Source organism: Nonomuraea sp. B19D2, assembly GCF_040137845.1.
Classification (GTDB): domain Bacteria; phylum Actinomycetota; class Actinomycetes; order Streptosporangiales; family Streptosporangiaceae; genus Nonomuraea.
Map to the genome: position 1 here is coordinate 177462 of NZ_JBEFAK010000007.1, position 23467 is coordinate 200928.

Genomic DNA, 23467 nt, shown 5'->3' on the forward strand with positions numbered 1-23467 from the left:
ACCCCGTGAATACACCCGCCGACGTGCAAAGCGCAAAGCGTAAGCGGAACCGCAGACAAAAGATGCTCATGCGCCGGACCGCGATCTGGTCCCTCGACGGCACCACCCTGCTCGCCGTTCTGGAAGGCCCGGTCACCCCCGACGACGTGGCAGCCGCGCGGATGCTCGCCCTCCGCGCCGCCCAAAGCACGACCTGACCAGCAGGAGGACCCATGTCCGTCACCGCAGCCGATGTCATAGGCGAGGTACTCGACCGAGGCGGAAACCCGGACGAGGTGCTGGCCGCGCTCAACAAGGCCGGGATCGCCGTCCTCGAACCACTGGACGAGCTTGAGCCGCTGTGGCTGCCGACCACCAGGTACGGCTGGCAACTGGTGCGGCAGGCCGCCCGCTTCACCGCCGAAGGCCAGACACGCGAGGAGATCGCGACCATGCTCGGCAAGAGCACGCGGTCGGTACAGCGTTACCTTGCCGCCGCGGTGCACCACGGGCTGATCAACGCGCAGCCCCGTCGACGGAGGCCGCGATGAACGTTGCGGCGCAGCGACGTGCGATCGCGGAGGCCGTGGCGAAGCTCGCGCGCCGTGTGTACGAGCGGGACCAGCTCCCGCCTGAGGAGCGGCCTGACCCACATGCGTTCGCGGCAGAAGTCGTCACAGACATGCACGGCCACGGCTGGCGGCTCACCAACGCTGGCCGAAGAAGCCCGTGGATCTCCACGCCCATCCGGGACAACACCGCCACCACGGCGCGCGGCGCCGCGCTGGCCCGCCAGTTACTCGAGCGCGGCCCCGACGACCTCGACGACAAGGAGGAACACCCGTGATCGACGGCAAGGTGCCGTTCGACCAGCACGGCAGCCTCATCCGGGACCCCGGCCTGGTGTCCGACGACATCGAAGTTCGCTGGGACCACCCCAAGCCGTTCGAGGCGCGGCTACGCCTGGTCAAGACCAAGACCGCCATCGGGTACGGCAAGTACGTCACATGGGCCGAGGTCCACGGAATTCGCCGATTCCCCATGGCAGTCGAGGACCTGATGCCGGTCGTGCGCGGCACGCTCATCGACCACGGTGTCGTCGAAGCCACCTGGATCCCCAAGATGCGGCGCGGCCGACGCGGCGACGAGTACGGCATCGCCCTACTGCCCAAGAAGCGGTTCCTGGAGCAGGAAGAACACCCCGAGGAAACCCCCGACGATGATGAGCTTTGACGAGACCGTGATCTACAAAGCGGTCGGGCCGTCGCTGGCCAAGACCAGCGACTGGCTGAAGTTCAGTGCCCGACGCAACCTCGCCCGGGACGTCCTGGCGGCGCTGAAGGCCAACAACCTGCTGGTCATCCCCGCGCCCGCGGTGGCCAGGGTGCGCGCAGACGAGCGAGAGCGCGCTGTCGCGCTCGTCCTCGACGTGCTGGCCCCGCCCGGCGCCGCGCTCACCCCCAACCTGCAATCCCTGATCGACCGCATCCGGAAGGACCACCCGTGACCGCCCCTCAACTGCTCAAGCGAGCCTCCATCCGCCTGCTGGCACAAATCGCCGAGCACGACCACGGGCAGGGCGTGCTGTTCCGCCAGGGCAAGAACGGCCGCCAACAGCTCGACGGCACCGACTACGCAGCCAACCGGGAGACGTTCCGCGTCCCGTCCAAGTACAAGCTGATCGCCGTTGAGCACCCCGAGTTCGGCGTGTGGAAGGTGCGGCTCACGCACGCTGGCCGCAACTACCTGGACGAGCGCGAGACGCGCCGCCGCGGCGGGCGGAAGGCCAGCTGATGGGCTGCGTCCTGCGCCATCTGGTCCAGGTGGAGGTGTAGCCGACTGTGTTCTCACGCGCTGACCTGGGCCGGTGCGGCACACGCGCCCGACCGGGCTGCGGCCTGACCGTTCGGTGGACGACAACGGAGGCGGGCCGGCCGCTCGCCGTCAACGTCGCCCCTGACCCGGATGGCAACACGGCGGTGTGGCGCGACGTCCACGGCATACTCAGGTCGAGGCGCGTGACTAAGGACTGGCCGCTGCTCCCGCATGAGAAGCTGATGATGCCGCACCTCGCGACGTGCAAAGGCCCGGTGCGTCGACGTCGGGCGGACCCGCCTCCGCGTACACCTCCACCACCTCGGCCACACCCGCGCACCGGCGAGCTGTACGAACGGCTCGGCGTCGGGCGCGCCGCCACCCAGGAGGAGATCAAGAAGGCGTACCGGCGTCTGGCCCGCCAGCTCCACCCCGACCTGCACCCGGGCGACACTGCGGCGGCCGAGCGATTCAAGGAGGTGACCGAAGCGTACGACGTGTTATCCGACCCGCGCCGGCGGCAAGCCTACGACCTGACCGGGCGCAGGCCACGGCCTGGATGACATTCGTAAGCGGTACCGCATACGGTGGGGACTCGACCACTTCCCTCGGTGGGCGGGTCCCCGCTTCGTGTTCAGGAAGGGAAGGGCGGCGCTCGATGCCGTGGGTTCGTGTCGATGATCAGTTCCCCATGCACCGGAAGGTACGGCCGCTGTCAGACAAGGCGTTCCGGCTGTACGTGAGCGCGTTGTGCTGGGCGAACGCCAACCTGACGGACGGCGCGATCCGGACTCATGAGATCACGTATGTGAGCGATGTGAGCAGTCCGAGACGGTATGCGCGTGAGCTTTGCGACGCTGGTTTGTGGTCTAAAACCAATGAGGGTTGGCAGATTCACGACTACCTCGAATATCAAGCTTCCGCGATCAAGATTCGTGAGGATCGCGCGAACAAACGTGCACGTCAGGAGCGGTGGCTTGACCGGAAGAGGCAGGATAATGAGCCTCAGCGAGACGCGTCTCAAGATGCGTCGCGAGACGAGTCTGGAGACGCTGCCCCAATCCCATCCCACCCCATCCCATCCCACGTAGACATCTCTAGTCAGTCATCTATCCCGCCGTACCCCCCGCGCGACCACGACGACGACCTGACAGACGGACAGGACTTTTCCGACGTCGACGAGATGGTCAAGCGCGAACTCGCTCCGCTCGCCGCGCAGCCCATCACAGACGAGCTAGCCGCACGCATCAGGCACGACATCCTCGGCCGCGCCCGAGGCACAGTGAAGAACCCCCACCGGTACATCCAAAGAGCGCTCCGCGCCGACCCCACCCGCTACCTGCCCCCACTACCCCGCGACCACCGCGGCGTAGGCCGCATGTGCCCGACCCACCCCTTCATGCCCGAACCCTGCAGAGCCTGCGCAGCCGACCGCATCGCGGGAGAATGACCACGTGACCACCGACATCGACTGCAACTGCGACGCCCCATCAGAAGTGCGCCTCGGTCCCTGCCCCACCCACGAGGCAGATAAGTACTGGGCATGGCTCACCGAGCGCGCCCCCCGCCTGGCCGCTGCCGAGAAGGCCGGCGATCCCTTCATAGAACGGCTCGCAGACTCGTACCCGAACGCCGACGAGGTGCACGAGTTCGCTGCCTTCCGCAAGGCACTCTCACAACCAGCACGGGACCTCTTCGACGAAGACTGGAAGCTGGGAGACTCCGAGCCGTGGCCCGGACAATGGGAACTCGCGCTCAAGATTCGCGACGACTGGCAGAACCTGGTCACTGCCCAGGAACGCCAAGCGCTACGCGCAGAACTCGCTCACACCTTCGGCGCTGATGAGTACCCGTACTCCGACGACGAGACCAGCCCCTACAGGCACAACCTCGACGACACCAACACCCCCGAGCAACTCCTCGCGGAAGCGGATCAGATCGCAGACCTCATCCAGGACGCGCAACGACTGGAACGCCTGCTACGCGACCACGCCGCCGGCAGCAACCTCCGCGCCGACCAGGTCTGACCACAGCACGACCCCGAAACCCGTCACCGACACACCGCGCCAGACACCACCTGGCCGTCGATGACGGGTTTTCGCATGCGCACCACCAGCACACACCAGCGGACACACAGACCAGAACACCGTCAAAAGACACGTCATAGTCCACACAGACGCACCAACACCACCACACCAGAACACAGAGACGACACCAACACCAGAAGCTCTCACGCGCGACCACAGCACACCGACCAGCGCCAACACGACCCCCCACAACAAGCCAGAGCCGGACCTTGCCGGCGGCGGGCCGGAAAGTCGGTGGCGGTGTGCTTCGCCGTGGCGCATACCGTTGCTCTAGCTAACTATTAGCAAGGCTAGTGAAGTTATCTAGCCATGATTCTCATACAGAGATTCTGAATATTTTCAACGTGTCGATAACAACCACTTGACACCATGTTGTGCGTATAACAGTCTTCCGATCATGCAGATTCGATCACTGACCAGGGCAGCAGGGGGCGCGCTAGCAAGCTCCTCACTCGCTGCCGCGCTGGTCATCGCAGCAGGAAGGGCGGCACCCGACTTGCTCGGAATCCCCGCCATGATCGCCGACCCGCCGACCGTGTGCCCGACGACAGAACCGCCGGTGCAGTGCATCATCGGCCCGCAGGGTCCGGCAGGTCCCCAGGGTCCGGCGGGCTCTCAGGGTCCGCAGGGCATCCCCGGTCCTACTGGCCCCCAGGGCTCCCAGGGTCCGGACGGTTCGCCCGGACCGCAGGGTCCCAAAGGTGACCAGGGTCCGCAGGGCTCGAAGGGTGAGCCCGGTCCGCAGGGTCCGGCAGGCCCTCAGGGTCCGCAGGGGCTCCAGGGTGAGGCTGGCCCGACCGGTCCCGCAGGATCTCCCGGTCCGGTCGGCCCTACTGGCGCGCAGGGCAACCCTGGCACGCCCGGCAGGGACGGCACGAACGCGACTGCCACGGCTACGCCCACCAAGAGCGCATCCAGCACGCGCCGCCCGTCCCAGACGCCGAGCGACGCCCCCACCGGGGGCAACCCTGGCGCTGCGATCCACGCCGACACTGCAGCCAATGACGCCCCCGCGTCGTGGTTCGTGCGCTGGCTGATCGTCGGCGGAGCGCTCGCGCTCGCAGCCTTACTGCTCTGGTGGTACGCGCGGCGACGCAAGACGCACGCTGACGCGGCCGATTCCGTAAGCGGCAACGCTGACGGACATTCCGAGTAGTAACCCCACCCGCCCCCGCTCAACTGAGCGGGGGCACCCCTACCGAAAGGACAGCAAGATCATGGCTACCAAGGCTACCGGCAAGACCAGCTCCGCCACCGCCGCCACCGACGACGCGCCGACCCCCACTCCCGCCGAGCTGTTGGCGGACGCGATTGCCGACCTTCAGCGCGCCATTGACGGGCACACCAGCAACAACCCGTTTGCCCTGGCCTACCGCCTCACCGGTGCGCGGCTGACGATCGCCGAAGTCGTCGCCATCCGTTCCACCGGGGGCACGCTCTACAGCGGCCCGACGCCTGCCGTGTACGCGTCGGCCACGCCGAAGCCGACCGACGAGGAGCGCGCGGCGTGGTACTACGTGCCCGCCCGCGCCGGAGCGGCCGACCGCATCGCGCGCGGTTGTGGCCTGCTGGGCATCACCCCGGATCACGTGCTTGCCACGTGGGCACCGGGCGCATCGGACCTGTCCGCCCTGGCCAAGGCCAAGGACCCGATCACGGAGGCCGAAGCCCTGTCCAAGGCTGCGGAGGTCAAGGCAGCCGAGAAGGTCAAGGCCGAACGTGAGCGCGTGATCAAGAAGTCGGTCACGGACGCGGCCACGCTCGCAAACCTTGACCTCGACACCGCGCCCGCGTGGCGCAAGGCCATCGCGGCAGGTGCGGATGTGGACGCTCTGACGCTCGCATGGGCGAATGCGAAGCTCACGCCGCCCGCTGACGACGAGCAGGCCACCGAGCAGGCCAGCGACGCCAAGTAGCACAACCCGCGCGCCCCTGATCGGGGCAGGGGCGCGCGGCCCCTATCACCAGCCCAAACGCCACATGGGAGAGATCATGTCCGACCAGCTTCGCACCGCCGCAGTAGCCGCCGCCACCGCCGCGCGCAAGGCATCCCGCGCCTACCTGGAGCACCGCAACACCTGCGGAGTGTGCAAGCACGAACAGCCGTGCGACGTGTCCAACAAGCTCCAGACCGCCACGTGGCAGGCGAGCAAGGCCAGCCAGAGAGCGTTGCTCGCGTACCTGCCCGTGGGCACGACGGTGACCTACCACGGCCCCCGCGTGGACATGTACGGCGAATGGTGGGTCAACGGCACCGACCGCGAAGCGCTGGAAGCCGCCTACGTCCTCGGCGGACCAAACGGCCGCACCCTTGCGCGCGTCGAGATCGCCCACATGCACAAGCAGGGCGAGCCGACGCCGGTAGGGGACAAGGTTCTGACGGCCACACGCGCCGCTTGCGTGGAGATCGCCGCCACGCTTGCGCTGTGCAAGGTCGTGATGCCCGTGCTCGTGGACATCGACGCGCAAGGCGACGTCGCCGTGTACTTCCCGCAAGCCGACTACAACGCGGCCCTTCACGGGGCGTACAAGGCGAAGGGCGGCGCGACTGGCGAAGCGCTGGAGCGCGCAACGTACGCCATCGTGCTGCTAGACGCGCTAGACGAGATGCGCATGCTTGCGCGCGTCGGCGCGGTCCACCTGATCGCGGCGAAGCGCGAGAGCGCGCGGAAGTACCGCGAGGTACTCACGAAGCAGACGACTAAGCGACCGTCGCGCGGTTAGCGCGCACGAGATCACACGAGACCCGCGCGGCAGCCAGCCGCGCGGGTTTTTCGCGCGCGTCGGACCACTTCTGAACAGTTCAAGAAGTCCCTCTTCGGCTTGGTTGCATCGGAAAGGAGTTGATCTTGTACTGTGGTGGGTCGTCTCGGGAGGTGGTGTGTGGTGGCTGGTCAAGCGTGTGTGGGGCCGTGCAACGAGGGGTCGCGGAGCGCGTGGGCTGCGTTCTTGGAGGCGCGGGAGGCTCATGCGGATGCGGTGGATCGGTGGGTTCGGGAGGGTGCGGAGGGGGAGCCGCCTGCGGAGCCGGTGGAGCCTGAGGTGAGGTGGCGGCCGGGGGAGCCGTTGGTGTGTGGTCGGTGTTGTGCTACGTGTCGGCGGGCGTTGTTGGAGGTGGATTCGCTGGCGTCGGTCGTCGGCGCGCGGGGAGATGGTCTTCGTCCGGCGTCACGCTGGTCGCGCGTGTCGGGTTCGCGGCCTAAGCCTGCGGTGTCGCCGGATGCGGAGCTGCTGGACGAGCTGGTGGGGGAGCTGCTGTGGTTCGAGGATCAGGCGCGGGCGGTGCTCGGGTTTCCGCCGCGTCTGTCGGGTGCTCGGGGTGCGGTGGCGAGGTCGCGGGCGGTGGCGTGGCTGGTGGATCACCTGGACGCGGTGTTGGCGGTGGACGGGCTTGTGGTGGAGGCCGAGCTGAGGCCGGGCGCGCCGATGCATTTGGTGGAGTGGGCGCTTCGTTGGGAGGAGCGTCTGCGGAGCGTGGTGGGTGAGGAGCCGCCGGGTTGGTCACCGGCGCGGTGCCGGTGCGGAGACCGGAACCTCAGGTGGGACCGGAGCGTGGGGTATTTCGTGTGCGGCGGCTGCGGGGCGCACGTGTCGGGGGTGGAGGAGCGGGGTCTGGTCGCTGAGGAGGCAGGTTAGGTCACACGCACGGGGAGATGACCTTGCTCTGTTTCGGCCTCCCATGCATTTGGATCGAGCTGTTGTTGGCGGAAGCGTTCACTGCCGCTTCGACGGGACGCGCCTGCTGTCCAGGTTCGGGGACGGTCCAGTAGCGACCATCGAGCGCGTTCCTTGTGTACAACCGCACCCCTGCATGCTGCAGTTTGCGTTCTGAACCGGACATTTCGAAAGTTCCTTCCGTGCATGCCGGGAGATTCAGGATCAGGAAGTCGGTCTCCAGAAAAGGGTCCCCGCCGTCCGCGGACTCATACAGGGCTCCCTCCACGACGACCGGCACGCTGTTGGTGTTGCGGAGACGGACGTGAAAGAGCATCATGCCGTCGTCGTCGACAGTCCCCGGAATAGTGACTATGTCTTCCTCGTACCCGGGCCTGACAATCGACGTGGGTAGCGCTGTGATGCGGTTCGCGAATTGCTGAGCCGCTTGCGCTGCTTGCTGTTCGCTGACCTTGAGCGCGTTCAATGAGATGACGAGCGCAGGTATCGCCATCAGCCCAGCGAGGAGTGTGCCGACTGCGGTCCACCAGAGGACTGGGCAGTCGTCGCGTGCTCGCCTACGACGAGGTTGGTCGTGGTTGCCGGCCTGGTCGCGTTCGGCTAGCTCGTCTCGGAGTCGTTGCAGCTCGGCCTGGTCGCGCCGGGTGCGGGCGCGCTCGGCGGCTCGGCGGGTAGACCGCGGTGACGGCGACGGGTGTCTAAGATGCGCTTGGGCCCGAGGTCGTGCGGCGCGGCGGGGTTCGGGCTCGCCAAGGAGGCGCTGGAGGAACCGGGCGAGGCGTCGTCGGGCGGGCGGCATGCTTCTATGGTGCGTCTGCCGTACGCGGCGCGCAGGTGGTGTCCGAAGGAGGTCGGGTGGAGCTTGGATGAAGCGGAGCTGGGAGATCGCGGGTGACGGTGACGTGGTTGGAGGTGCTGGCCGCGCCGTCCCGGCGTTGAGTGTTTGCGGTTCCGCTGACGTTGCGGCTGGCCAGCGTGGTGTGTAACACTTCGTGCGGACAGGTGATCTGTGCCTGTCGCAGGGTTGCAGGGTGTTGACCTGCGAAAACTCTTGCGAAGCGCTGAGAGCGTTTCTAACAAGATCGACTCTGTGTCTATCTCTCCCTATTCGGATACGCGAGATCGCTCGTGAGCGTTGACCATGACGCGTCGATCTCGCGTGCTCGCGTGTCCGGAATCGCCTAGTACGTCCACGAACGCGACCGTTGTGGGGGTGAGACGTGCACCCAGCGACTGCCCGCCAAGCCGCAACGCGCCTCGACCGCGAGGCCGTCACCATCCGCCAGTGGGCGCGCCGCTACTCCGCACGTGTCCTGGGCCGGGCCGGCCGCGAGGTCGTGTACGACTTCGACGACCTGGCCACGATCGAGGGCTGTATCTGGCGCGGCGACGATGTGCCCCTAACCCCGGCAGCCCGCGACGAGCTCCGCGCGCAGCTCGGCCGCGCCGCCTGAACAAGGAGTCCCCTCATGAAGGTCATGAAGAACAAGCGCATCGTCGGCGCCGAGCGCCAGGCGCTGGCCGCGGCGGTGGCCAAGAGGTACGCCGGCGGCGGGTCCGTCCGCGAGATCGCGGAGGCGATCAACCGCTCGTACGGTTTCGTCCACCGGCTCCTCGAGGAGGAGGGTGTGACTCTGCGGCCGCGCGGCGGGAATCGGCGCAAGGCTGCCGCGAGCGCATAGAAGGCGTTTCGCTCCGGTTAGTTCATGATCGATAAGAGATGGTCATAATCTTCGTTATGACCATAGATCATCTGGTAGCGTCGGAGATCCAATCTCCTCGCGAAAAGAGATCACCGATCATGAGCGAAGCTCACGACCACCGGCAGGAAGCGCTCGATGTGCTCGCCGCCGCCATGAACACCTACGGCGACCGAAGCGACACCCCCAACGCGATCGCTGAACTGATCGCCGACCAGATCCCGGCGATCGTCCACGCCTTGCTGTACGTCGGCGACCAGCTCGGCAAGATCGAGCGTGGTGCCTGATGCGCGAGGGCAACGTCCGAAACATCATGCGCGTGTTCGACCGCCTGGGCCTCGACATCGAACCGCAGGACCGGCGGCGGCTGAACGCGCTGACTGGGATGGATCCGCAAGACGTGCGCCTGGTCCTCGACCTGGTGCTGAAGTCGTTCGAGGCGGGACATGCAGCCGGCAAGGCATCCGCCCGAGCCGAGATGCCCGCGGGCGGTGATGCGCCGTGAAGCGCACGATCTCGACGGACAACCAGGCCGAGATCGCCGCGCGATTCGCAGGCCGCGGGCACAACGATCCCACGATTGCCCGGGTACTGGGCGTCAGCGTTAGCACAGTGCGACGCCTCCGCGAGGAGTACGGAATCGCGCCGGGCGAAACAAGGTGGCTGCCGCACACCAGCCCACACAACCTCAGGTACGCCGAGCCGGAGCGGCAGGCGTGAGCGCGGAGCTAGTTCGCGAGCCGAGCGGGGCGGGTGGGATCGTCTTCCCGCCGACTCTGCTCGGCTTCGCTCAGGACACGACGATGGCGTGGCTGCTGTCATTCGACTCGCGGAACACGCGCGACGCCTACCGGCGCGAGATCATGCGGTGGTTCGCGTTCTGCACCGAAACGGGGCTCGAGCCGCTCAAGGCGCGCAAGTCTCACGGTGACGTCTACAAGCGGTGGCTTGAACTCCAGGCCGGAGCGTCGATCCCTGCGAAGACGATGGCGCGGCGCCTCTCGGCGGTGTCGTCGTGGTACGACTACCTGGTTGACGAGGAAGTGATCGACGCCAACCGGTTCAAGGCGACGCGACGGCCGAAGGTCCAGCGTAACCGGAGCGAGACGACCGCGTTGACTCGCGATGACGCGCACCGCCTGGTGGCCGCGGCCGACGCGGACTTCGGGCCAGCCCGGCTGCGCACCGCGGCGTTCATCCGGGTTCTGGTCCATACCGGGATCCGGGTGGAGGAGGCGATCGCGGCCGAGCTCGGCGCGCTCGGCTGGGCGCGCGGGGTGCGGACGCTGCGGATCGTCGGCAAGGGCGACAAGCCGAAGATCAGGCGTCTGCCAGTGGAGGCCGCGTACGCGCTCGACCGCTACCTGGAGGACCGGGCGCGCCGTGCTGGCGTCGAGGTGGCCGAGCTGGAGGGGCGGATCTTCGTCACGGACACTGGTGGCCGGTTCTATCGGTCGTCAGCGTCGGAGCTGGTGACGCGGATCGGGCGCCAGGCCGGGATCGAATCGAAGGTAACGCCGCACGTGCTCCGGCACACCTGGGCGTCGATCGCCAAGGACTTGGGTGCGAACCCGATGGACATCAAGGAAGCTCTCGATCATGAGAGCTTGAACACAACGATGATTTATCTACATACGGCGGACCAGCTCGAACGGGATCCTTCCCAGTTGGTCGCGGCGGCGGTGGAGTAGTGTTTCAACCCGGTATAACCCGGTACGGCCGAGGGAGACACCGACCGTGTCGCTTGTCTCATCGGCTCTCGTGTCTGCCCGATTGGGGACGGTCGACGGGGGCATTACGGCCACGAGTTCTCTGACCTCACTTGATCTTGGCACAGCCCGACTTCTGGTCCTCGGGGATGCCGGCCTGCCTGGAATCCCAGGTGGCGGTGATGATGTAGAAGCGCTTGTAACCGGCACCCGGAATCTCTGCCGAGGTCCAGACGACTTTGAACCAATACCGCGTCACGCTGGCCGCGACCTTGAGGCAATAGATCCTTCGATTGTTCTCCGCCCCAAACTTGTCCCACCTGTAAAGAGTGGTTTTAATGCGGCCCTCGAACGACTTGCTCCAGCGGTGCGCAATGTGCCGGTAGCCCCATTCCTTGGTTCCGCATCTCAGAATGCCGTCGTTCATGATCCTTGGATTACTCCTGCCCACCTTCCTCGGCCATACTCTCACTCTGTAGGTTTTAGAGCGGCCGGCACAGTTCGGTGGCGTTACTCGCGGGTCGGGAGTAGGGGATGGGGAGGGTGTCGGCGAAAGGTTAGGGCGAGAGAGGGGGGCGGCCGGAGCGAGAGCGGCGGCACTCGCCGGGGGGACAGGAGAAACGGTCAACAGCCCTCCGGTCAAGATCGCCGCTGCTGCCATGCTGACCTGGCGGCGGATCAGGCTGCCTTTGGATGTGTTGGACAATTTAACAAATCCTCCTGTGATGTTCCCATGTGAATCTGGCCATTTCGCCCGGCTCGACATACCTGTGCGATCGCTACGTTACATAGCGAAGACGCATATGTTCCTCAAATCGCGTTGTTCTGCGACGCTACGCGAACAACTAGTAGACGGGGTGCTGGAACACGTTGACACTAGCCTCGACGGCCCGGTCGTCGAACTCGTCGAGCGGCGAGTACGTGACCAGTGGCGGTATCGCGACCGGATACGCCTCCTCGTCGTAGGTGCGACCGGTTCGTACGCCTGATCTAATCGTCCACTCCGTCACCATAGCGAGGAGGGTCCCGTGGCGCTGCGCCCTCCGTTCCAGTACTACGGCGCCAAGGGCAGGCTGGCCCCTTTCCTGGCTGAACTGCTGGGGCCGCACGAGGTGTACTGCGAGCCGTTTGCTGGGTCCGCCGCGGTGTTCTTCGCCAAGAAGCCCGTCCAGATCGAGACGATCAACGACATCAACGGCGACCTCGTCGCCTTCATGCGCACCCTGCGCGACCAGCCGCGGGCACTGATTCGCGCGATCGAGCTGACGCCGTACGCCCGCGCCGAGCACCAGGCCGCCAAGCTCGGAGACACCACGGCACCGGACCTGGAGCGCGCTCGTCGCTGGTGGGTCCAGTGCACGCAGTCCCGCAGCGGTGAGGCCGGCGCGTCCTGGCGGCGGCCGACGTCACGCACGCGCGTGAACAACCCGGCCGGCTCGAAGCGGGCCGCCGCCGCGCTGCGCTGGCACGCAGCCAGGCTGCGGGAGGCGTTCGTCGAGAACTGCGACGCCTTCGAGCTGATCGGCCGCATGGATTCGCCGACGACCGCGATGTATGTGGACCCGCCCTACCTCCGCTCCACGCGGAACGTTTTCGGGTCCGGTCACTACGTGAAAGAGATGGACCGCGAGCCCGAGCACGAACGTCTCCTCCAGCTCCTCTCCGGGTGCAAGAGCACTGTCGTGCTGTCCGGCTATCGCTCGGCCATGTACGACGAGCTGCTCGCCGGGTGGAGGCGCGTCGACTACCGCGTCCGGGCATCCTCCTCCGACGAGCGGCGCCACGCCGTCGAGTCGGTGTGGATCAACCGGTAGACCTGCGCCCCTTCTCTCGGGCCTCGAAGCCGCACAGCTTCGGGGCCTTTTGCATGCCCCTCTACTCCTCGGAGATCGTCATGTCCTCATCGAGGCGATGCCCCACGTGCGGAGAACCCGCACGCTTCCTCGTGATCGATACCGGGCAGATGTCCGGCAACGAAGGGTCGGAGGAGCGGCCCGGCTGCTCTGCCTGCATGTGGGCCGAGCTGCTGTATGGGCCCGACGAAGTTGATCAAGCGGAGCACGGCTGCCGCTCGCCGCGACTCACCCAGTGCCTGGAACCAAGCGTCGGCCTGCGCGGCACACGCAGGTGCACACGGAGGCTGTACGGCAGTGAGGCGTATTGCTTCCAGCATGAACGCCGCCATGACCACAGCGACGAACTGGTGGCCGCGATCCGGCGGATGGAACTGGGCAACGTGCCGATCCTGTACTCGGAGCTGTTCCGGCGCGTCCTGCGGGACGCCAAGCGTGAGCTGGAGCGGGACTCACAGCGTCCACCCGCGGTGGCGGCGCGACGGCAGCGCGAGGCGGGTACCTCAGGGTCGGTGGTGTACTTCGTCGAACGCGAGGGCCTCATCAAGATCGGCACGACGGAGAACCCGCGCAAGAGGATCGCCGACATCGGCAAGGGCAGCTCGATGCCGACCGGGATGACCATCGGCCCGGTCACTCTCCTGGCCACGACGCCTGGCGGCCGGAACCAGGAGCAGGCGTTCCATCTGCTGTTCGCCGATCACCGCGTTGAAGGCGAGTGGTTTCGCGACTGCAAGGCAATCCGACGCCAGATCGACGACATGAACCGGGCGCAGCAGAGGCTCGATGGCCTCCTGGCACACGCTGAGGCGGTGGTGGCCTGATGCGTGGCTACTGGGCGACGAGCGAAACGGAGAAGTGATGGAGATCAAGCACTACAACCCGACCAACGACATCGTCGAGGCAGTCGAGGTGAACGGCTTCGACGTGGACGACATTGTGAAGTGGATCAACGAGAACTCCAAGCTGAAGAGCATCGTCGGCCAGCCTGCGCTCCGAGGCCGCAGTGCCGAGTACATCGACATCCAGACCCCCGAGGGTATGCGGCGCGCTTACCTGGGCGACTTCGTTGTGCACGACGGCGCCGGCGCGTTCTGGCCGACGTCGCGGTCGGTCTTCGAGCGTGGCTACGCGGCGGTGGCCGAGTAGTGCGTATCCAGGTGCTGCGGCTGCCGCTGATAGAGCTCGGTGGCGTGTCAGAGGAGCCGTTCGCGCTGATCGTGGACCAGGCGCAGTACGAGAATGGCGGCTGGTCGGAACCTGCCTTGGCAGTGTTCGCCGAGCAAATCGGTGCCAGGGGCATCTGGGTGACCAACCAGACCGTCGAGATTGTCGAGCCCGAGCTGCCGAACGTGGTGGATCACGTGCCGTTCGACGATGTCACCTCGCCACCTGCGGAGGGGATGTGATGGCGGAGATCGCCACGCAGGAGTACCGCATGGTCCGGGTTGACGAGCTGGAGCCGCACCCTGACAACCCCCACCGGGGCGACGTAGACCTCATCGCCGGTTCGATCAAGCGGTTCGGCTTCTACGGCTCAGTCGTCGTACAGTCGTCGCGGATGCGGATCATCGCGGGTGAGCACCGTTGGCGCGGCGCCACCAAGGCCGGGCTGAAGAAGATCCCCGCCGTGGTACTCGACGTAGACGACGACGCAGCCCTGCGCATCCTTCTTGCCGACAACCGGCTCGGAGAGTTCGGCGGGTACGACGACACCAAGCTTGTCGAGCTTCTGCAAGGGCTGCCCGAGCTCGACGGCACAGGTTGGCGCGACGAGGACCTGGCGGACCTGCTCGACGACCTGGCGGGCGAGGTCGAGGTCATCGCCGACGAGGCTGCCACACCGCAGCCACCGACACGGCCCGTGCCGGCCCCGGCCGATGACGACCAGGACCAGTGCGACGACAGCGGCGGCGACCTCGAGGACGAAGAGCCCGACGAGGATGACGAGTATGGCCCTGCGTCGGCCGAGCCTGCGGCCGCGCCTCGGCCGAAGAGCGGGATGACGGTGGAGCTGATCGTCACCCTGACGGCTGCTCAGCACGAGGAGGTGACGGAGCTGCTCGACCGCATCCGCGCCCGGGACGGTGACGCTTCGCTGGCTGAGATCGTGCTCGCGGCGCTGAGGACTCACTCAGAACGTTAGCGGTATCGCATACGAATAAGGAGGGCGGCTCCCTCATGGCCGATCAGCAGCGCAAGCTGGAGATCTCCAAGCGCCGCCACCAGGCGTTGCAGATGCGCATCGCCGGCGTGAGTCCCACGCTCATTGCGGAGCGGTTGGGCTATTCCAGCCCGCAGGCGGCGAGCAGTGACGTCACGCGGGCCCTGCAGAAGGCGGCCAAGCAGGAGCAGATGGCGGCCGAGGAGCTGCTGTACCTGGAGATCAACCGGCTTGACCGCATGATGGCGTCGGTCTGGCCGAAGGTGATCAAGGGCGAGGTCAATGCCGTCGAAGCCGCGTTGAAGATCGTGAACAAGCGGTCGAGCTTGCTGGGCCTGGACCTCATCCACCGGAACGGCGCGGCCGACAACGACATGGCCAGCCTGCTCGGCAACATGCTGCTCCAGCTGCAGGAGCGGCACCGCGTGCCCGACCCTGACACGGACTTCATCGTGCAGGCCGACGTCATTCAGGGCGAGATCGAGTACGACGACGCCGGCGGCGAGGTATGAGCGCGCTCGCCATGGCGGTCAAGCTGTCGCCGAAGCAAGAGCGCAGCATCGCCGAGTCGACGGCTCGTCTGAACCTATGGCAGGGGGCCATCCGGTCGGGGAAGACCATCGCCTCGTTGATCCGCTGGGTGATCTTCGTGGCGAACGCTCCCCGCGGTGGAAGCCTGGTGATCGTCGGCAAAACGAGCGACACCATCGCCCGAAACGTCTTTGAGCCGCTCACGGACCCTGCGATCACCGGCCCGATCGCAAAAATGATCACCTACACGCGTGGCGCCCCGACCGCGACCATCCTCGGCCGCCGCGTCGAGATCATCAGCTCCAACGACGCCCGATCCGAGAACCGGCTGAGAGGTATGACGGCGGCCGGCGCGTACGTGGACGAGATCACCCTGCTTGATCGCGCGTTCTGGGACATGCTCCTGTCGCGGCTCAGCGTGAAGGGCGCGAAGCTGTTCGGCTCCACCAACCCGGACGCGCCGTCGCACTGGCTGAAGAAGGACTTCCTCGACCGGGCCCAGGAGCTCGACCTGAGGTCGTGGCACTTCCGCCTCGACGACAACCACAGCCTCGACCCGGCGTACGTCAAGGCCCTGAAGTCCGAGTACAGCGGGCTCTGGTACAAGCGCTTCATCGAGGGCCGCTGGGTCATGGCCGAGGGCGCCATCTACGACATGTTCGACGATGACAAGCACGTCGTCCGGGAACTGCCGCTGATGGAGAAGTGGCTGTCGGTCGGCATCGACTACGGCACGGCGAACCCGTTCGCCGCGCTGCTGCTGGGCGTGTCCGTCCCCGACCGCGAGGGGCAGCGCCGCATCTACGTCGCCTCCGAGCTGCGTTACGACTCGCGTGCGGAACGACGCCAGTTGACGGATAGCGAGTACAGCGAGCGGCTGACCGGCTGGCTGGACCACATCCCCGAAACGTACGGCCCGGGGACGCACGGAGTCCGGCCCGACTGGCTGGTTGTGGACCCCTCTGCGGCGAGCTTCATCCAGCAGCTGTACCGGGACCACTACCGGCCCATCCAGGCCGACAACGCGGTCCTTGACGGTATCCGGACCGTCTCCAACGTGATCTCAGCCGACCACCTACGCGTGCACGAGAGCTGCGCCGGGCTCCTCGACGAGATCGCCGGCTACGCGTGGGACGAGCGGAAAGCCGAGAAGGGCGAGGACTCGCCGGTCAAGGTCGATGACCACTCCGTCGATGCCCTGCGCTACGCCCTCCACACCACACAGGCGGCCTGGCTTCGGCTCCTCGAGCCCGTCCCCGTCTATTAGACGCGCACCCCGGACATGCGGCCGGTTGTGGCGGCCTGGCCGCCCGGAGGTGCGTCGCTCCGCGCGGCTTCCCCGTACGCGCGTCGAGCGCCCGGTGCGACCCCGGCCCCCGCTGTTGAGGGGCAGCGCGGGGCCGGGGCCGCACCGCTGGACCTGACCTTTTCACGCATCTGAAGGAGTCTCCTGGTGGCTGATTTCGTGATGAACGTCGCGCTTGGTCGAGTGGCCGAGTTCTATTGGCGGGTCAAGAACGCCGACCCGGCAGGCTCTACTCTCGTCATTGCCGCGCTGGCGGCCTCCGGCATCGAGTCCGATGCGGTGCTGCGCGACAAGGACACGTTGGCTGACCTGGTTGCCGGATCCACTAACGAGGTGCCGGTTGGCAACGGCTACGTCCGCAAGAGTCTGACGGCGACCGACCTGAACGTGGTCACTCCGGACGACACCAACGACCGGATGGACCTCGACATCCCGGACCAAACCTGGACAGGCGTCCTAGCCGCTTCAGGCGGATGGGCGAAGCTCGTCGTCTGCTACAAGCCTGCGGCGTCCTCCACCGATGCGCAGATCATTCCACTCACCTCCCATGACTTCCCGATCACACCGGACGGCTCGGACGTGGTCGCGCAGATCGCGGCTGCTGGCTTCTACCGAGCCACACCCGTATAAGGAGGGGCGACGTGCCGGTCATCCTGGAGAACTTCGAGGACGACGACTACGCCGTGCCCATCGCTGGCCCCTGGTACCGGACCGGCTTGCAGTCCCAGACAGGGCTCTACTCGCTCGTCAGTCCACAAATCGGCGATAGTGAACTGGCCGACGCCACGGTGACGGTCCCTGCGGGGGCTACGGCGATGCGGTTCTGGTACAGGGTCGATTGCGATGCTTCGGATCGATTCATTGTCCTCATTGGGGGCACGACGGCTCTCAGCACTGGTCTGGCCGGGTGGACCCAATCTGCGCTGTACGACGTGACCGGCGTCTCGACGGTGACGTTTCGGTACGCCAAGAGCTCCTCGGGCAGTGCTGGCGCTGACAGGGCCTGGATCGACAACCTGACGTTCACTGTCCCCGGCGTCATGAAGCAAAGCTTCAACAGCGGACTCAACGGAACGGCCATCACCACGGGACTCTCGGGCGAGGGCGGCGACGCCATCACAAACGTGCAGGGCAGCCCGACCTTCACCACCGCCTTCTTTCATGGTTCGTCGGGCTTTTCGGCGGTCAACTCGGTGTCCGGCAGTGACACGCACATCGACTGGGTGGGCGCCACGCAGGTCGGTGACGTGTTCTGCGCCCGGATGTACCTGTATCGGACCGGGGCCTTCACAGGATTTCGGGGCCTGTTCGCGCTGATTGGGCCCACCGGCATTGTGTCCAAGGCGTACATCAACAGCGACAACAGGATCTACGTCTACACCGGGGCAGCCACCACCAACGCGGCGACGTCCGCCATCGCGATCCCCGCGCAACAGTGGGTCCGGATCGAGCTGAGGTACACAATCAACTCAGCAGGATCTGGCACGGTCGAGGTCTGGACATACCTCAGCCCAGAGTCCACCACCCACAGCGACTACGTGACCTCAGCCACCGTCAGCTGGCCCGGCGGTAAGCCCAAGGACGCCGAGTTCCATCTCACCCGCGAATCGTCGGGGCTTTGGTACCTGGACGACATCGCGATCGGCCCGACCAAGCTCGGTCCGCTTCCCACCACGATCATCCGCAGCGTTGGCCAGCCCGGCAACGCCAATCAAGCGATGCCGATCGGCCGGGCCAAGCGTAGGCAGCCTGGCCAGGCCGTAGAGCAGGGCGCCTCCTGGCCCGCCAGAGCTGTCCGTGCCCGTCTGTTCGGTCCAGCACTGGAGTCGGCCTCGACCGCGCCGCTCACCCGAATCAAGATGCGCGGCATCAGCCTGGCCGGCGACATCTCGACGACGAGCACCATACGACCAGGTCATGCCCAGACCATCGGCCAGGCCGCTGAGAAGGCACTGGCGGCCCTGCTGGTCAGCGGTGGCGGCAGCCGCGTCGTTCCCGTTCTCACAGCCGAGACCGCATTCCCGATCACCGCTGCCAAGGCGCGGCCTGTCGGACCGGCCAACGAGAAAGCGTCAGCGCCAACCGTCCGGCCCGCGCGCCGCAGACTGCTTGCCATCGTGGCCGAGATGAGCGCGGCTGCCACGGTGACGAAGGTCAAACGGCGGGTCGCGGGTCAGGCCCATGAGGCCGACACCGCAGCCCGTATCAGCGGCGGTTTCCTGGTCACCACGCTCGAATCCGACGTGGCACTGCCGATCACGCCGCTGCTGTACCGCGGTGGCCCGTTCACCGGCGTTGACGGCCCGCGAAGGACGTGGGGCGCCAGTTTGGCCCCGCGCGGCTGGAGCGTTGACCCGCCTCGCCGCACCTGGTCCGCATCGCACACGTAAGGAGCATGTGGTGGGGGAGAAGATCTCGTCGCTGTCGCGCGAGTACTTGCCGTTCTTCGTGCGCGGCGCGACGGGCGTGGAGCAGGTCGAGGTGGCGTTCACCGTCCCCGGCGCGGAGCCCGTTGAAGGCGACTGGCACGACGCCGAGTGGAAGCCCGATTCGGTCACCGAGCACGGCGCGACCGCCCGGGTCCTGTTCGGCCCGGGCGGGACCGTGGCACGGCCGGACGGCACCTATCAGGCGTGGGTGCGTGTGACTGCCACCGTCGAGCAGCCGGTGCTGCCCGCGGGGCTCATCGACATCATTTAAGGAGTTCGCATGGAACGTCCGGTGACTGGGCGGATTGTCCGCTACCGGGGTAAGCAGGGCCTGCACGCTGTGAGGGCGGCGATCGTGACCGCTGATGTGGAGACGCTCGACCCCGAGGGCGTGCGGCTGGGCGCGGTCCCGCCGCTCGACAGTGCTTTCCACGTGCACCTGTGGGTGTTCACGCCTGGCCAGCAAGGCGGCTTCCACGAGTACAACGTCGGCCCTGGCTCTGAGCCGGGCACCTGGCATTGGCCTGTCCGGACCTGACCGGCCCACGTTTCGGCGATCAACAACAGAAGAGCGAGGGCGTGAGATGCCGCTGCCGGTGCAGGATCAGGCGTGGCCGCCGCCGCACATCCATCGTGAGCTGCGGCTTTATGAGCAGTGGGGGGCGTGGTACGGAGGCGATCCTGATCATCTGGCGCGCGTGTACGGCGCGAACCAGGTGCACGGCATCGGCCTCGACCCCAAGGGATGGGACCGGCCGCAGCCGGGCGTGACCGGCTTCATGAACCGAGTCAGCCGCTGGTTCTGGGGGTCGCCGACGCCGGCCGGGCAGGTCCGGAACACGAAGCTTCACATCCCGATCGCGGGCGACATCTCCTCCACGTCGGCGGACCTGCTGTTTTCGGAGCCGCCGACGCTGCGGGTGAAGGGCAAGAACGGTCAGAAGCGACTCGACTCGCTCATGCATGAGGCGGGCATCTACGGGTCGCTGCTGGAGGCCGCGGAGGTCTCTTCGGCGTACGGCGGGGTGTTCTTGCGAGTCGGCTGGGACACGGAGATGTACGACCACCCCGTGCTGTCCGTCTTTCCTCCGGATGCCGCTGTTCCGGAGTTTCGGTACGGCGCCATCTTCGCGGTGACGTTTTGGCGGATCCTACGCGAGGACGACAAGGGCCAGGTGTGGCGGCACCTGGAGCGGCACGAGAAGGGCCGCGTCTACCACGGGTTGTACCTGGGCACCTCCGACAAGCTCGGCAAGCCGATCCCTCTGACCGAGCATCCGGAGACTGAGATCTACGCCGACAAGGTCGACGAGACGGGCGGCTTCGACACCTACTTCCCGCGCGGCCTGCTCGTCAACTACGTGCCGAACATGAGGCCACACCGCCTGATCCGGGGCACGGCACTCGGGCGCTCCGACTATCAGGGCGTCGAGCATCTGATGGACGCCCTCGACGAGGTGTGGACGAGCCTCATGCGGGACATCCGGCTCGGTAAGGGCAGGATCGTCGTGCCCGACCTGTTCCTGGAGAACCTCGGCCGCGGCAAGGGCGCGACGTGGGATCCGGACAAGGAGATCTACTCCGGCCTGGGCATGCTGCCGCCGCCCGGCACCGCGCCGAACGCCATGCTGACAATCTCGCAGTTCGCGATCCGCGTGACCGAACATGTCGAGTCCGGCAAGGCTCTGATTGCTCAAATTCTTCGCGGCGCGGGCTACAGCGCGTCATCGTTTGGTGAGGCTGACGGCTCTGGTCGGCAACTCACCGCGACAGAGATTCACAGTCGCGATCGCAAGTCCTTCTCGACCAGAGGCAGGAAGACTGGCTACTGGACCCCTTCTCTGCAGTGGCTCGCCGAAGCGCTGCTGTCCGTGGACCTCGGCGTGTGGGGCACGAAGGTCACGCCCGAACGGGCGGAGGTGCATTGGCCTGACGGCGTCCTACCTGACCCGGAGGCGTTGGGGCGCACCGTTGAGCTGTTCAACCGGGCCCAGGCGATCAGCTTGGAGTCCAAGGTGCGCCTGGTCCACGCCGAATGGGACGACCATCAGGTCACAGCCGAGGTCAAGAGGCTGCGCGACGAACTGGGACTGACCGTACCTGACCCGGACAGACTCGATGAGGTCCTAATCCCGGACGCGAGCGGCGAGGACTGACGTGACTACCGGGGCGGCCGAGGCCCTCGGGCAGCAAGACCTGGAGCAGATCGAGGCAGCTCTCGACCATGCCCGCGCCGTGGCGGCGATCTACTACGACGCGGAGCGGGAACTGCTGCGCGTCGTCTCGGAGGCGCTGGCCGCGCGTCTGGGCGAACCCGAGTGGGAGGGCGTCCGCTTCGGGGAGCTGCGCGAACTGCGTAGGGAGGCTGACCGGGTGGTGCGCCGCCTGGAGCGGCTGTCGGACAAGCTCGTCACGACGGGCGTCAACGCGGCTTGGCGGCGCGGCGTGCAGCGCGCGACGACGGACCTGACGCACCTGGGCAACGCCAAGCGGATCGGCCAGGGCCAGGGCGTGATAGAGCTGGCCCGCCAGACGGTGCAGCGCGTGCAGACCGTCCACATGGGCGCGCTGCGCACCACAGAGGACGTGTTCTCCCAGGTGATCGCGCAGGTGGCCGGCCGGGCGCTGACGGGCGCGGAGACGAGAGAGCAGGCGACGGCCCGAGCACTGGACATGTTCGCCCGCAAGGGCATCACCGGGTTCACGGACTCGTCCGGCCGGTCGTGGTCGATCGGCGCGTACGCGGAGATGGCCGTGCGGTCTGCGATGGCCCGCGCCGCGGTGGACGGGCATCTTGCCACGCTGAAGGAGAACGGCATCGATCTCGTCATGGTGAGCCGGCTGCCGTTCACTTGCTCTCGTTGCTCTCCCTGGGAGGGGAAGATCCTCGCCCAGTCGGGCCGCATCGGGTGGCGGCAGGAACTGTCATACGTGTCCGACGAGATGATCGATGTGCTCGTGGAGGGCAGCGTCGAGCAGGCCCGCACGGCCGGCCTCCTGCATCCCGGATGCGGGCACAACCTCCTCGCATACCTGCCGGGCGCCACCAAGAGGCCCCCGGTGCGCAAGCATCCGGCCGACTACGCCGACTCGCAGAAGATGCGCCGCCTGGAGCGGGATCTTCGATCGGCGCGGCGGCAGGCGTCGGTGGCGCTGGACAAGAAGGACCGGGACCGGGCTGAGCGGCGGGTCAAGGCGCTGAACGAGCGGATCCGAGAGCTTTCCAAGGAGTCGGGACTGCCGATCCGCCGTGACCGGCAGCGCGCCAAGGTGCTGCCGAAGAACCTGGAGAAGCGGTCGGATGAGGAGCTGGCGGCGCTGCTCGGGCAGCACGGCGACGACCCCGGGGCCGTAAACCGGGTCACGCAGGTGCTGGAGCAGCGCGACGCCGACCGGGAAGCACAGCGGGACGAGCAGGTGAATGCGGCCGTCCGCGAGCTGCCCGAGGACTTCGCCCAGGTCACCGATGAGCAGGTTCTCGAGCTCGTGGAGCGCTTCTCACGCGCCGGCGATGATGCGGCGTTGGAGCGGCTGCTGGCCGAGCTGGACCGGCGCGAGCAGAACCAGGACTGGCGCTGGGATCTGGAGGAGACGCCCGAGGACCGCGCGGTCGCGGACCTGATCGATGACGGCGTGGACGAGTTCGACGCGTACGCGCAGGTGTACGGGCTGGACCCGGACCTGATGCGGCGGGATGAGTCCCGCGCTCACGTCGAGTCGCAGCGCCTGCCGGGCGAGACCCTCGACCAGGTGGTTCGCCGCCTGTTCGATGAGTGGTTGGAGCTTCAGTTCATCGCGGCCGAACGCTACACCCGCGGAGTGCTCGTCAACGCCGAAGGCAGGCGCCGGGGGATCGATGGCCGGTCGCTGCTGTCGGGCAGACAGGACGTCGCCAACAAGTGGGCCTCCGACGAGCTGAAGATGTGGTGGGAGAAGCACCCCCGCATGACGCTGGTGGAGTTCCGCGCACAGATGCTGGGCCGCGCCTCCGACAAGAGGGCGGCGAAGCTGATCAAGGAGAGTCGCCGGTGAGCCTGTCGGAACTTGACCACCGGGCGGCCGTCACCACGGCGCGGTGGGCGGCGCTGAACCGCCGCCCGATCACTGACTGCCCCTACGACCCCATAGGGGACAACCGTCAACGCGCGCTCGCGCTCTTGTGGGTGCGTATCTACCGCAGGACCCAGCCGGCCGGGCGCTGACCTGGGATTACCTGTCC

General features: G+C 66.9%; 34 protein-coding genes. 31 read left to right on the top strand and 3 right to left on the bottom strand.

All coding sequences use genetic code 11. From position 1 onward, the window contains the following. Positions 1–62 precede the first annotated feature (62 nt). The 11 genes from ABN273_RS15940 (at position 63) to ABN273_RS15990 (ending at position 7517) form a co-directional block, all read left to right on the top strand. Positions 63–197 (top strand): hypothetical protein, encoded by a 135-nt coding sequence (locus ABN273_RS15940; RefSeq protein WP_349449593.1) that lies wholly within the window; start codon positions 63–65, stop codon positions 195–197. Positions 198–212: 15 nt separating this feature from the next. Next, complete coding sequence (locus ABN273_RS15945) at positions 213–530, top strand: helix-turn-helix domain-containing protein (RefSeq protein WP_349449594.1); 318 nt, start codon at positions 213–215, stop codon at positions 528–530. Then, a complete protein-coding gene (locus ABN273_RS15950; protein ID WP_349449595.1) occupies positions 527–826 on the top strand; it encodes a hypothetical protein in 300 nt (99 codons plus the stop codon). The genes ABN273_RS15945 and ABN273_RS15950 overlap by 4 nt, the downstream gene beginning before the upstream one ends. After that, positions 823–1212 carry a hypothetical protein gene (locus ABN273_RS15955; protein WP_349449596.1) on the top strand — a complete coding sequence of 130 codons (390 nt, stop codon included), beginning with the start codon at positions 823–825 and terminating at the stop codon, positions 1210–1212. The genes ABN273_RS15950 and ABN273_RS15955 overlap by 4 nt, the downstream gene beginning before the upstream one ends. Continuing rightward, a complete protein-coding gene (locus ABN273_RS15960) occupies positions 1199–1486 on the top strand; it encodes a hypothetical protein (protein ID WP_349449597.1) in 288 nt (95 codons plus the stop codon). The genes ABN273_RS15955 and ABN273_RS15960 overlap by 14 nt, the downstream gene beginning before the upstream one ends. Beyond that, positions 1483–1773: a hypothetical protein gene (locus tag ABN273_RS15965; protein WP_349449598.1), complete on the top strand. Its 291-nt coding sequence runs from the start codon at positions 1483–1485 to the stop codon at positions 1771–1773. Before ABN273_RS15960 ends, ABN273_RS15965 begins: the two co-directional genes overlap by 4 nt. Positions 1774–1820: 47 nt before the next feature. After that, a complete protein-coding gene (locus ABN273_RS59465; protein ID WP_502911039.1) occupies positions 1821–2357 on the top strand; it encodes a J domain-containing protein in 537 nt (178 codons plus the stop codon). Positions 2358–3248: 891 nt separating this feature from the next. Continuing rightward, a complete protein-coding gene (locus ABN273_RS15975; protein ID WP_349449599.1) occupies positions 3249–3821 on the top strand; it encodes a hypothetical protein in 573 nt (190 codons plus the stop codon). A 1277-nt stretch (positions 3822–5098) separates the two neighbouring features. Next, on the top strand, positions 5099–5797 hold the full coding sequence (locus ABN273_RS15980) for a hypothetical protein (protein WP_349449600.1): 699 nt from the start codon (positions 5099–5101) through the stop codon (positions 5795–5797). A 76-nt stretch (positions 5798–5873) separates the two neighbouring features. After that, on the top strand, positions 5874–6605 hold the full coding sequence (locus ABN273_RS15985; protein WP_349449601.1) for a hypothetical protein: 732 nt from the start codon (positions 5874–5876) through the stop codon (positions 6603–6605). A gap of 486 nt (positions 6606–7091) precedes the next feature. Then, positions 7092–7517 (top strand): hypothetical protein, encoded by a 426-nt coding sequence (locus tag ABN273_RS15990; RefSeq protein ID WP_349449602.1) that lies wholly within the window; start codon positions 7092–7094, stop codon positions 7515–7517. Position 7518: 1 nt separating this feature from the next. Here the strand turns inward: ABN273_RS15990 and ABN273_RS15995 are convergent, their stop codons facing one another. Beyond that, positions 7519–8049 (bottom strand): hypothetical protein, encoded by a 531-nt coding sequence (locus ABN273_RS15995; RefSeq protein ID WP_349449603.1) that lies wholly within the window; start codon positions 8047–8049, stop codon positions 7519–7521. A gap of 727 nt (positions 8050–8776) precedes the next feature. On the opposite strand from ABN273_RS15995, the gene ABN273_RS16000 reads away from it, so the two are divergent. The 6 genes from ABN273_RS16000 to ABN273_RS16025 all read left to right on the top strand — a co-directional run bounded on the left by ABN273_RS16000 (position 8777) and on the right by ABN273_RS16025 (position 10947). Then, positions 8777–9010 carry a hypothetical protein gene (locus ABN273_RS16000; protein ID WP_349449604.1) on the top strand — a complete coding sequence of 78 codons (234 nt, stop codon included), beginning with the start codon at positions 8777–8779 and terminating at the stop codon, positions 9008–9010. A gap of 15 nt (positions 9011–9025) precedes the next feature. Beyond that, positions 9026–9238: a helix-turn-helix domain-containing protein gene (locus ABN273_RS16005; RefSeq protein WP_349449605.1), complete on the top strand. Its 213-nt coding sequence runs from the start codon at positions 9026–9028 to the stop codon at positions 9236–9238. Positions 9239–9294: 56 nt separating this feature from the next. Next, positions 9295–9543 (top strand): hypothetical protein, encoded by a 249-nt coding sequence (locus tag ABN273_RS16010; protein WP_349449606.1) that lies wholly within the window; start codon positions 9295–9297, stop codon positions 9541–9543. After that, positions 9543–9761 carry a hypothetical protein gene (locus ABN273_RS16015; RefSeq protein ID WP_349449607.1) on the top strand — a complete coding sequence of 73 codons (219 nt, stop codon included), beginning with the start codon at positions 9543–9545 and terminating at the stop codon, positions 9759–9761. The genes ABN273_RS16010 and ABN273_RS16015 overlap by 1 nt, the downstream gene beginning before the upstream one ends. Continuing rightward, positions 9758–9976: a helix-turn-helix domain-containing protein gene (locus ABN273_RS16020; RefSeq protein ID WP_349449608.1), complete on the top strand. Its 219-nt coding sequence runs from the start codon at positions 9758–9760 to the stop codon at positions 9974–9976. Before ABN273_RS16015 ends, ABN273_RS16020 begins: the two co-directional genes overlap by 4 nt. 83 nt (positions 9977–10059) lie before the next feature. After that, positions 10060–10947 carry a tyrosine-type recombinase/integrase gene (locus ABN273_RS16025; protein WP_349449609.1) on the top strand — a complete coding sequence of 296 codons (888 nt, stop codon included), beginning with the start codon at positions 10060–10062 and terminating at the stop codon, positions 10945–10947. A gap of 127 nt (positions 10948–11074) precedes the next feature. On the opposite strand, the gene ABN273_RS16030 is transcribed toward ABN273_RS16025, so the two are convergent. Both ABN273_RS16030 and ABN273_RS16035 read right to left on the bottom strand, forming a co-directional pair. Further along, a complete protein-coding gene (locus ABN273_RS16030) occupies positions 11075–11392 on the bottom strand; it encodes a hypothetical protein (RefSeq protein ID WP_349449610.1) in 318 nt (105 codons plus the stop codon). Between the two features lie 418 nt (positions 11393–11810). Then, entirely contained in the window at positions 11811–11978 is a 168-nt protein-coding gene (locus tag ABN273_RS16035) for a hypothetical protein (RefSeq protein WP_349449611.1), read from the bottom strand. Between the two features lie 15 nt (positions 11979–11993). Between ABN273_RS16035 and ABN273_RS16040 the strand changes: the two genes are divergently transcribed. The 14 genes from ABN273_RS16040 (at position 11994) to ABN273_RS16105 (ending at position 23450) form a co-directional block, all read left to right on the top strand. Beyond that, complete coding sequence (locus tag ABN273_RS16040; protein ID WP_349449612.1) at positions 11994–12779, top strand: DNA adenine methylase; 786 nt, start codon at positions 11994–11996, stop codon at positions 12777–12779. 149 nt (positions 12780–12928) lie between these two features. After that, complete coding sequence (locus ABN273_RS16045) at positions 12929–13642, top strand: GIY-YIG nuclease family protein (RefSeq protein WP_349449613.1); 714 nt, start codon at positions 12929–12931, stop codon at positions 13640–13642. A 37-nt stretch (positions 13643–13679) separates the two neighbouring features. Beyond that, on the top strand, positions 13680–13967 hold the full coding sequence (locus ABN273_RS16050) for a hypothetical protein (RefSeq protein ID WP_349449614.1): 288 nt from the start codon (positions 13680–13682) through the stop codon (positions 13965–13967). Then, positions 13967–14227 (top strand): hypothetical protein, encoded by a 261-nt coding sequence (locus ABN273_RS16055; RefSeq protein ID WP_349449615.1) that lies wholly within the window; start codon positions 13967–13969, stop codon positions 14225–14227. The genes ABN273_RS16050 and ABN273_RS16055 overlap by 1 nt, the downstream gene beginning before the upstream one ends. Next, a complete protein-coding gene (locus tag ABN273_RS16060) occupies positions 14227–14964 on the top strand; it encodes a ParB/RepB/Spo0J family partition protein (protein ID WP_349449616.1) in 738 nt (245 codons plus the stop codon). The genes ABN273_RS16055 and ABN273_RS16060 overlap by 1 nt, the downstream gene beginning before the upstream one ends. A gap of 35 nt (positions 14965–14999) precedes the next feature. Beyond that, positions 15000–15494, top strand: a complete 495-nt coding sequence (locus ABN273_RS16065; RefSeq protein ID WP_349449617.1) for a hypothetical protein — start codon at positions 15000–15002, stop codon at positions 15492–15494. Next, complete coding sequence (locus ABN273_RS16070) at positions 15491–16780, top strand: PBSX family phage terminase large subunit (RefSeq protein WP_349449619.1); 1290 nt, start codon at positions 15491–15493, stop codon at positions 16778–16780. Before ABN273_RS16065 ends, ABN273_RS16070 begins: the two co-directional genes overlap by 4 nt. A 186-nt stretch (positions 16781–16966) precedes the next feature. After that, positions 16967–17449, top strand: a complete 483-nt coding sequence (locus tag ABN273_RS16075; protein WP_349449621.1) for a hypothetical protein — start codon at positions 16967–16969, stop codon at positions 17447–17449. An 11-nt stretch (positions 17450–17460) separates the two neighbouring features. Then, positions 17461–19209 carry a hypothetical protein gene (locus tag ABN273_RS16080; RefSeq protein ID WP_349449622.1) on the top strand — a complete coding sequence of 583 codons (1749 nt, stop codon included), beginning with the start codon at positions 17461–17463 and terminating at the stop codon, positions 19207–19209. A gap of 10 nt (positions 19210–19219) precedes the next feature. Beyond that, positions 19220–19519, top strand: coding sequence for a hypothetical protein (locus ABN273_RS16085; protein ID WP_349449623.1), 300 nt, complete (start codon positions 19220–19222; stop codon positions 19517–19519). Positions 19520–19528: 9 nt separating this feature from the next. Next, positions 19529–19786 carry a hypothetical protein gene (locus ABN273_RS16090; RefSeq protein WP_349449625.1) on the top strand — a complete coding sequence of 86 codons (258 nt, stop codon included), beginning with the start codon at positions 19529–19531 and terminating at the stop codon, positions 19784–19786. Positions 19787–19832: 46 nt separating this feature from the next. Next, the gene (locus ABN273_RS16095; RefSeq protein WP_349449626.1) at positions 19833–21404 is read left to right on the top strand and encodes a phage portal protein; all 1572 of its coding nucleotides are present in this window, start codon (positions 19833–19835) and stop codon (positions 21402–21404) included. Between the two features lies 1 nt (position 21405). Next, complete coding sequence (locus ABN273_RS16100) at positions 21406–23280, top strand: phage minor capsid protein (protein ID WP_349449627.1); 1875 nt, start codon at positions 21406–21408, stop codon at positions 23278–23280. Next, a complete protein-coding gene (locus tag ABN273_RS16105) occupies positions 23277–23450 on the top strand; it encodes a hypothetical protein (protein WP_349449628.1) in 174 nt (57 codons plus the stop codon). The genes ABN273_RS16100 and ABN273_RS16105 overlap by 4 nt, the downstream gene beginning before the upstream one ends. Positions 23451–23467: the final 17 nt, after the last annotated feature.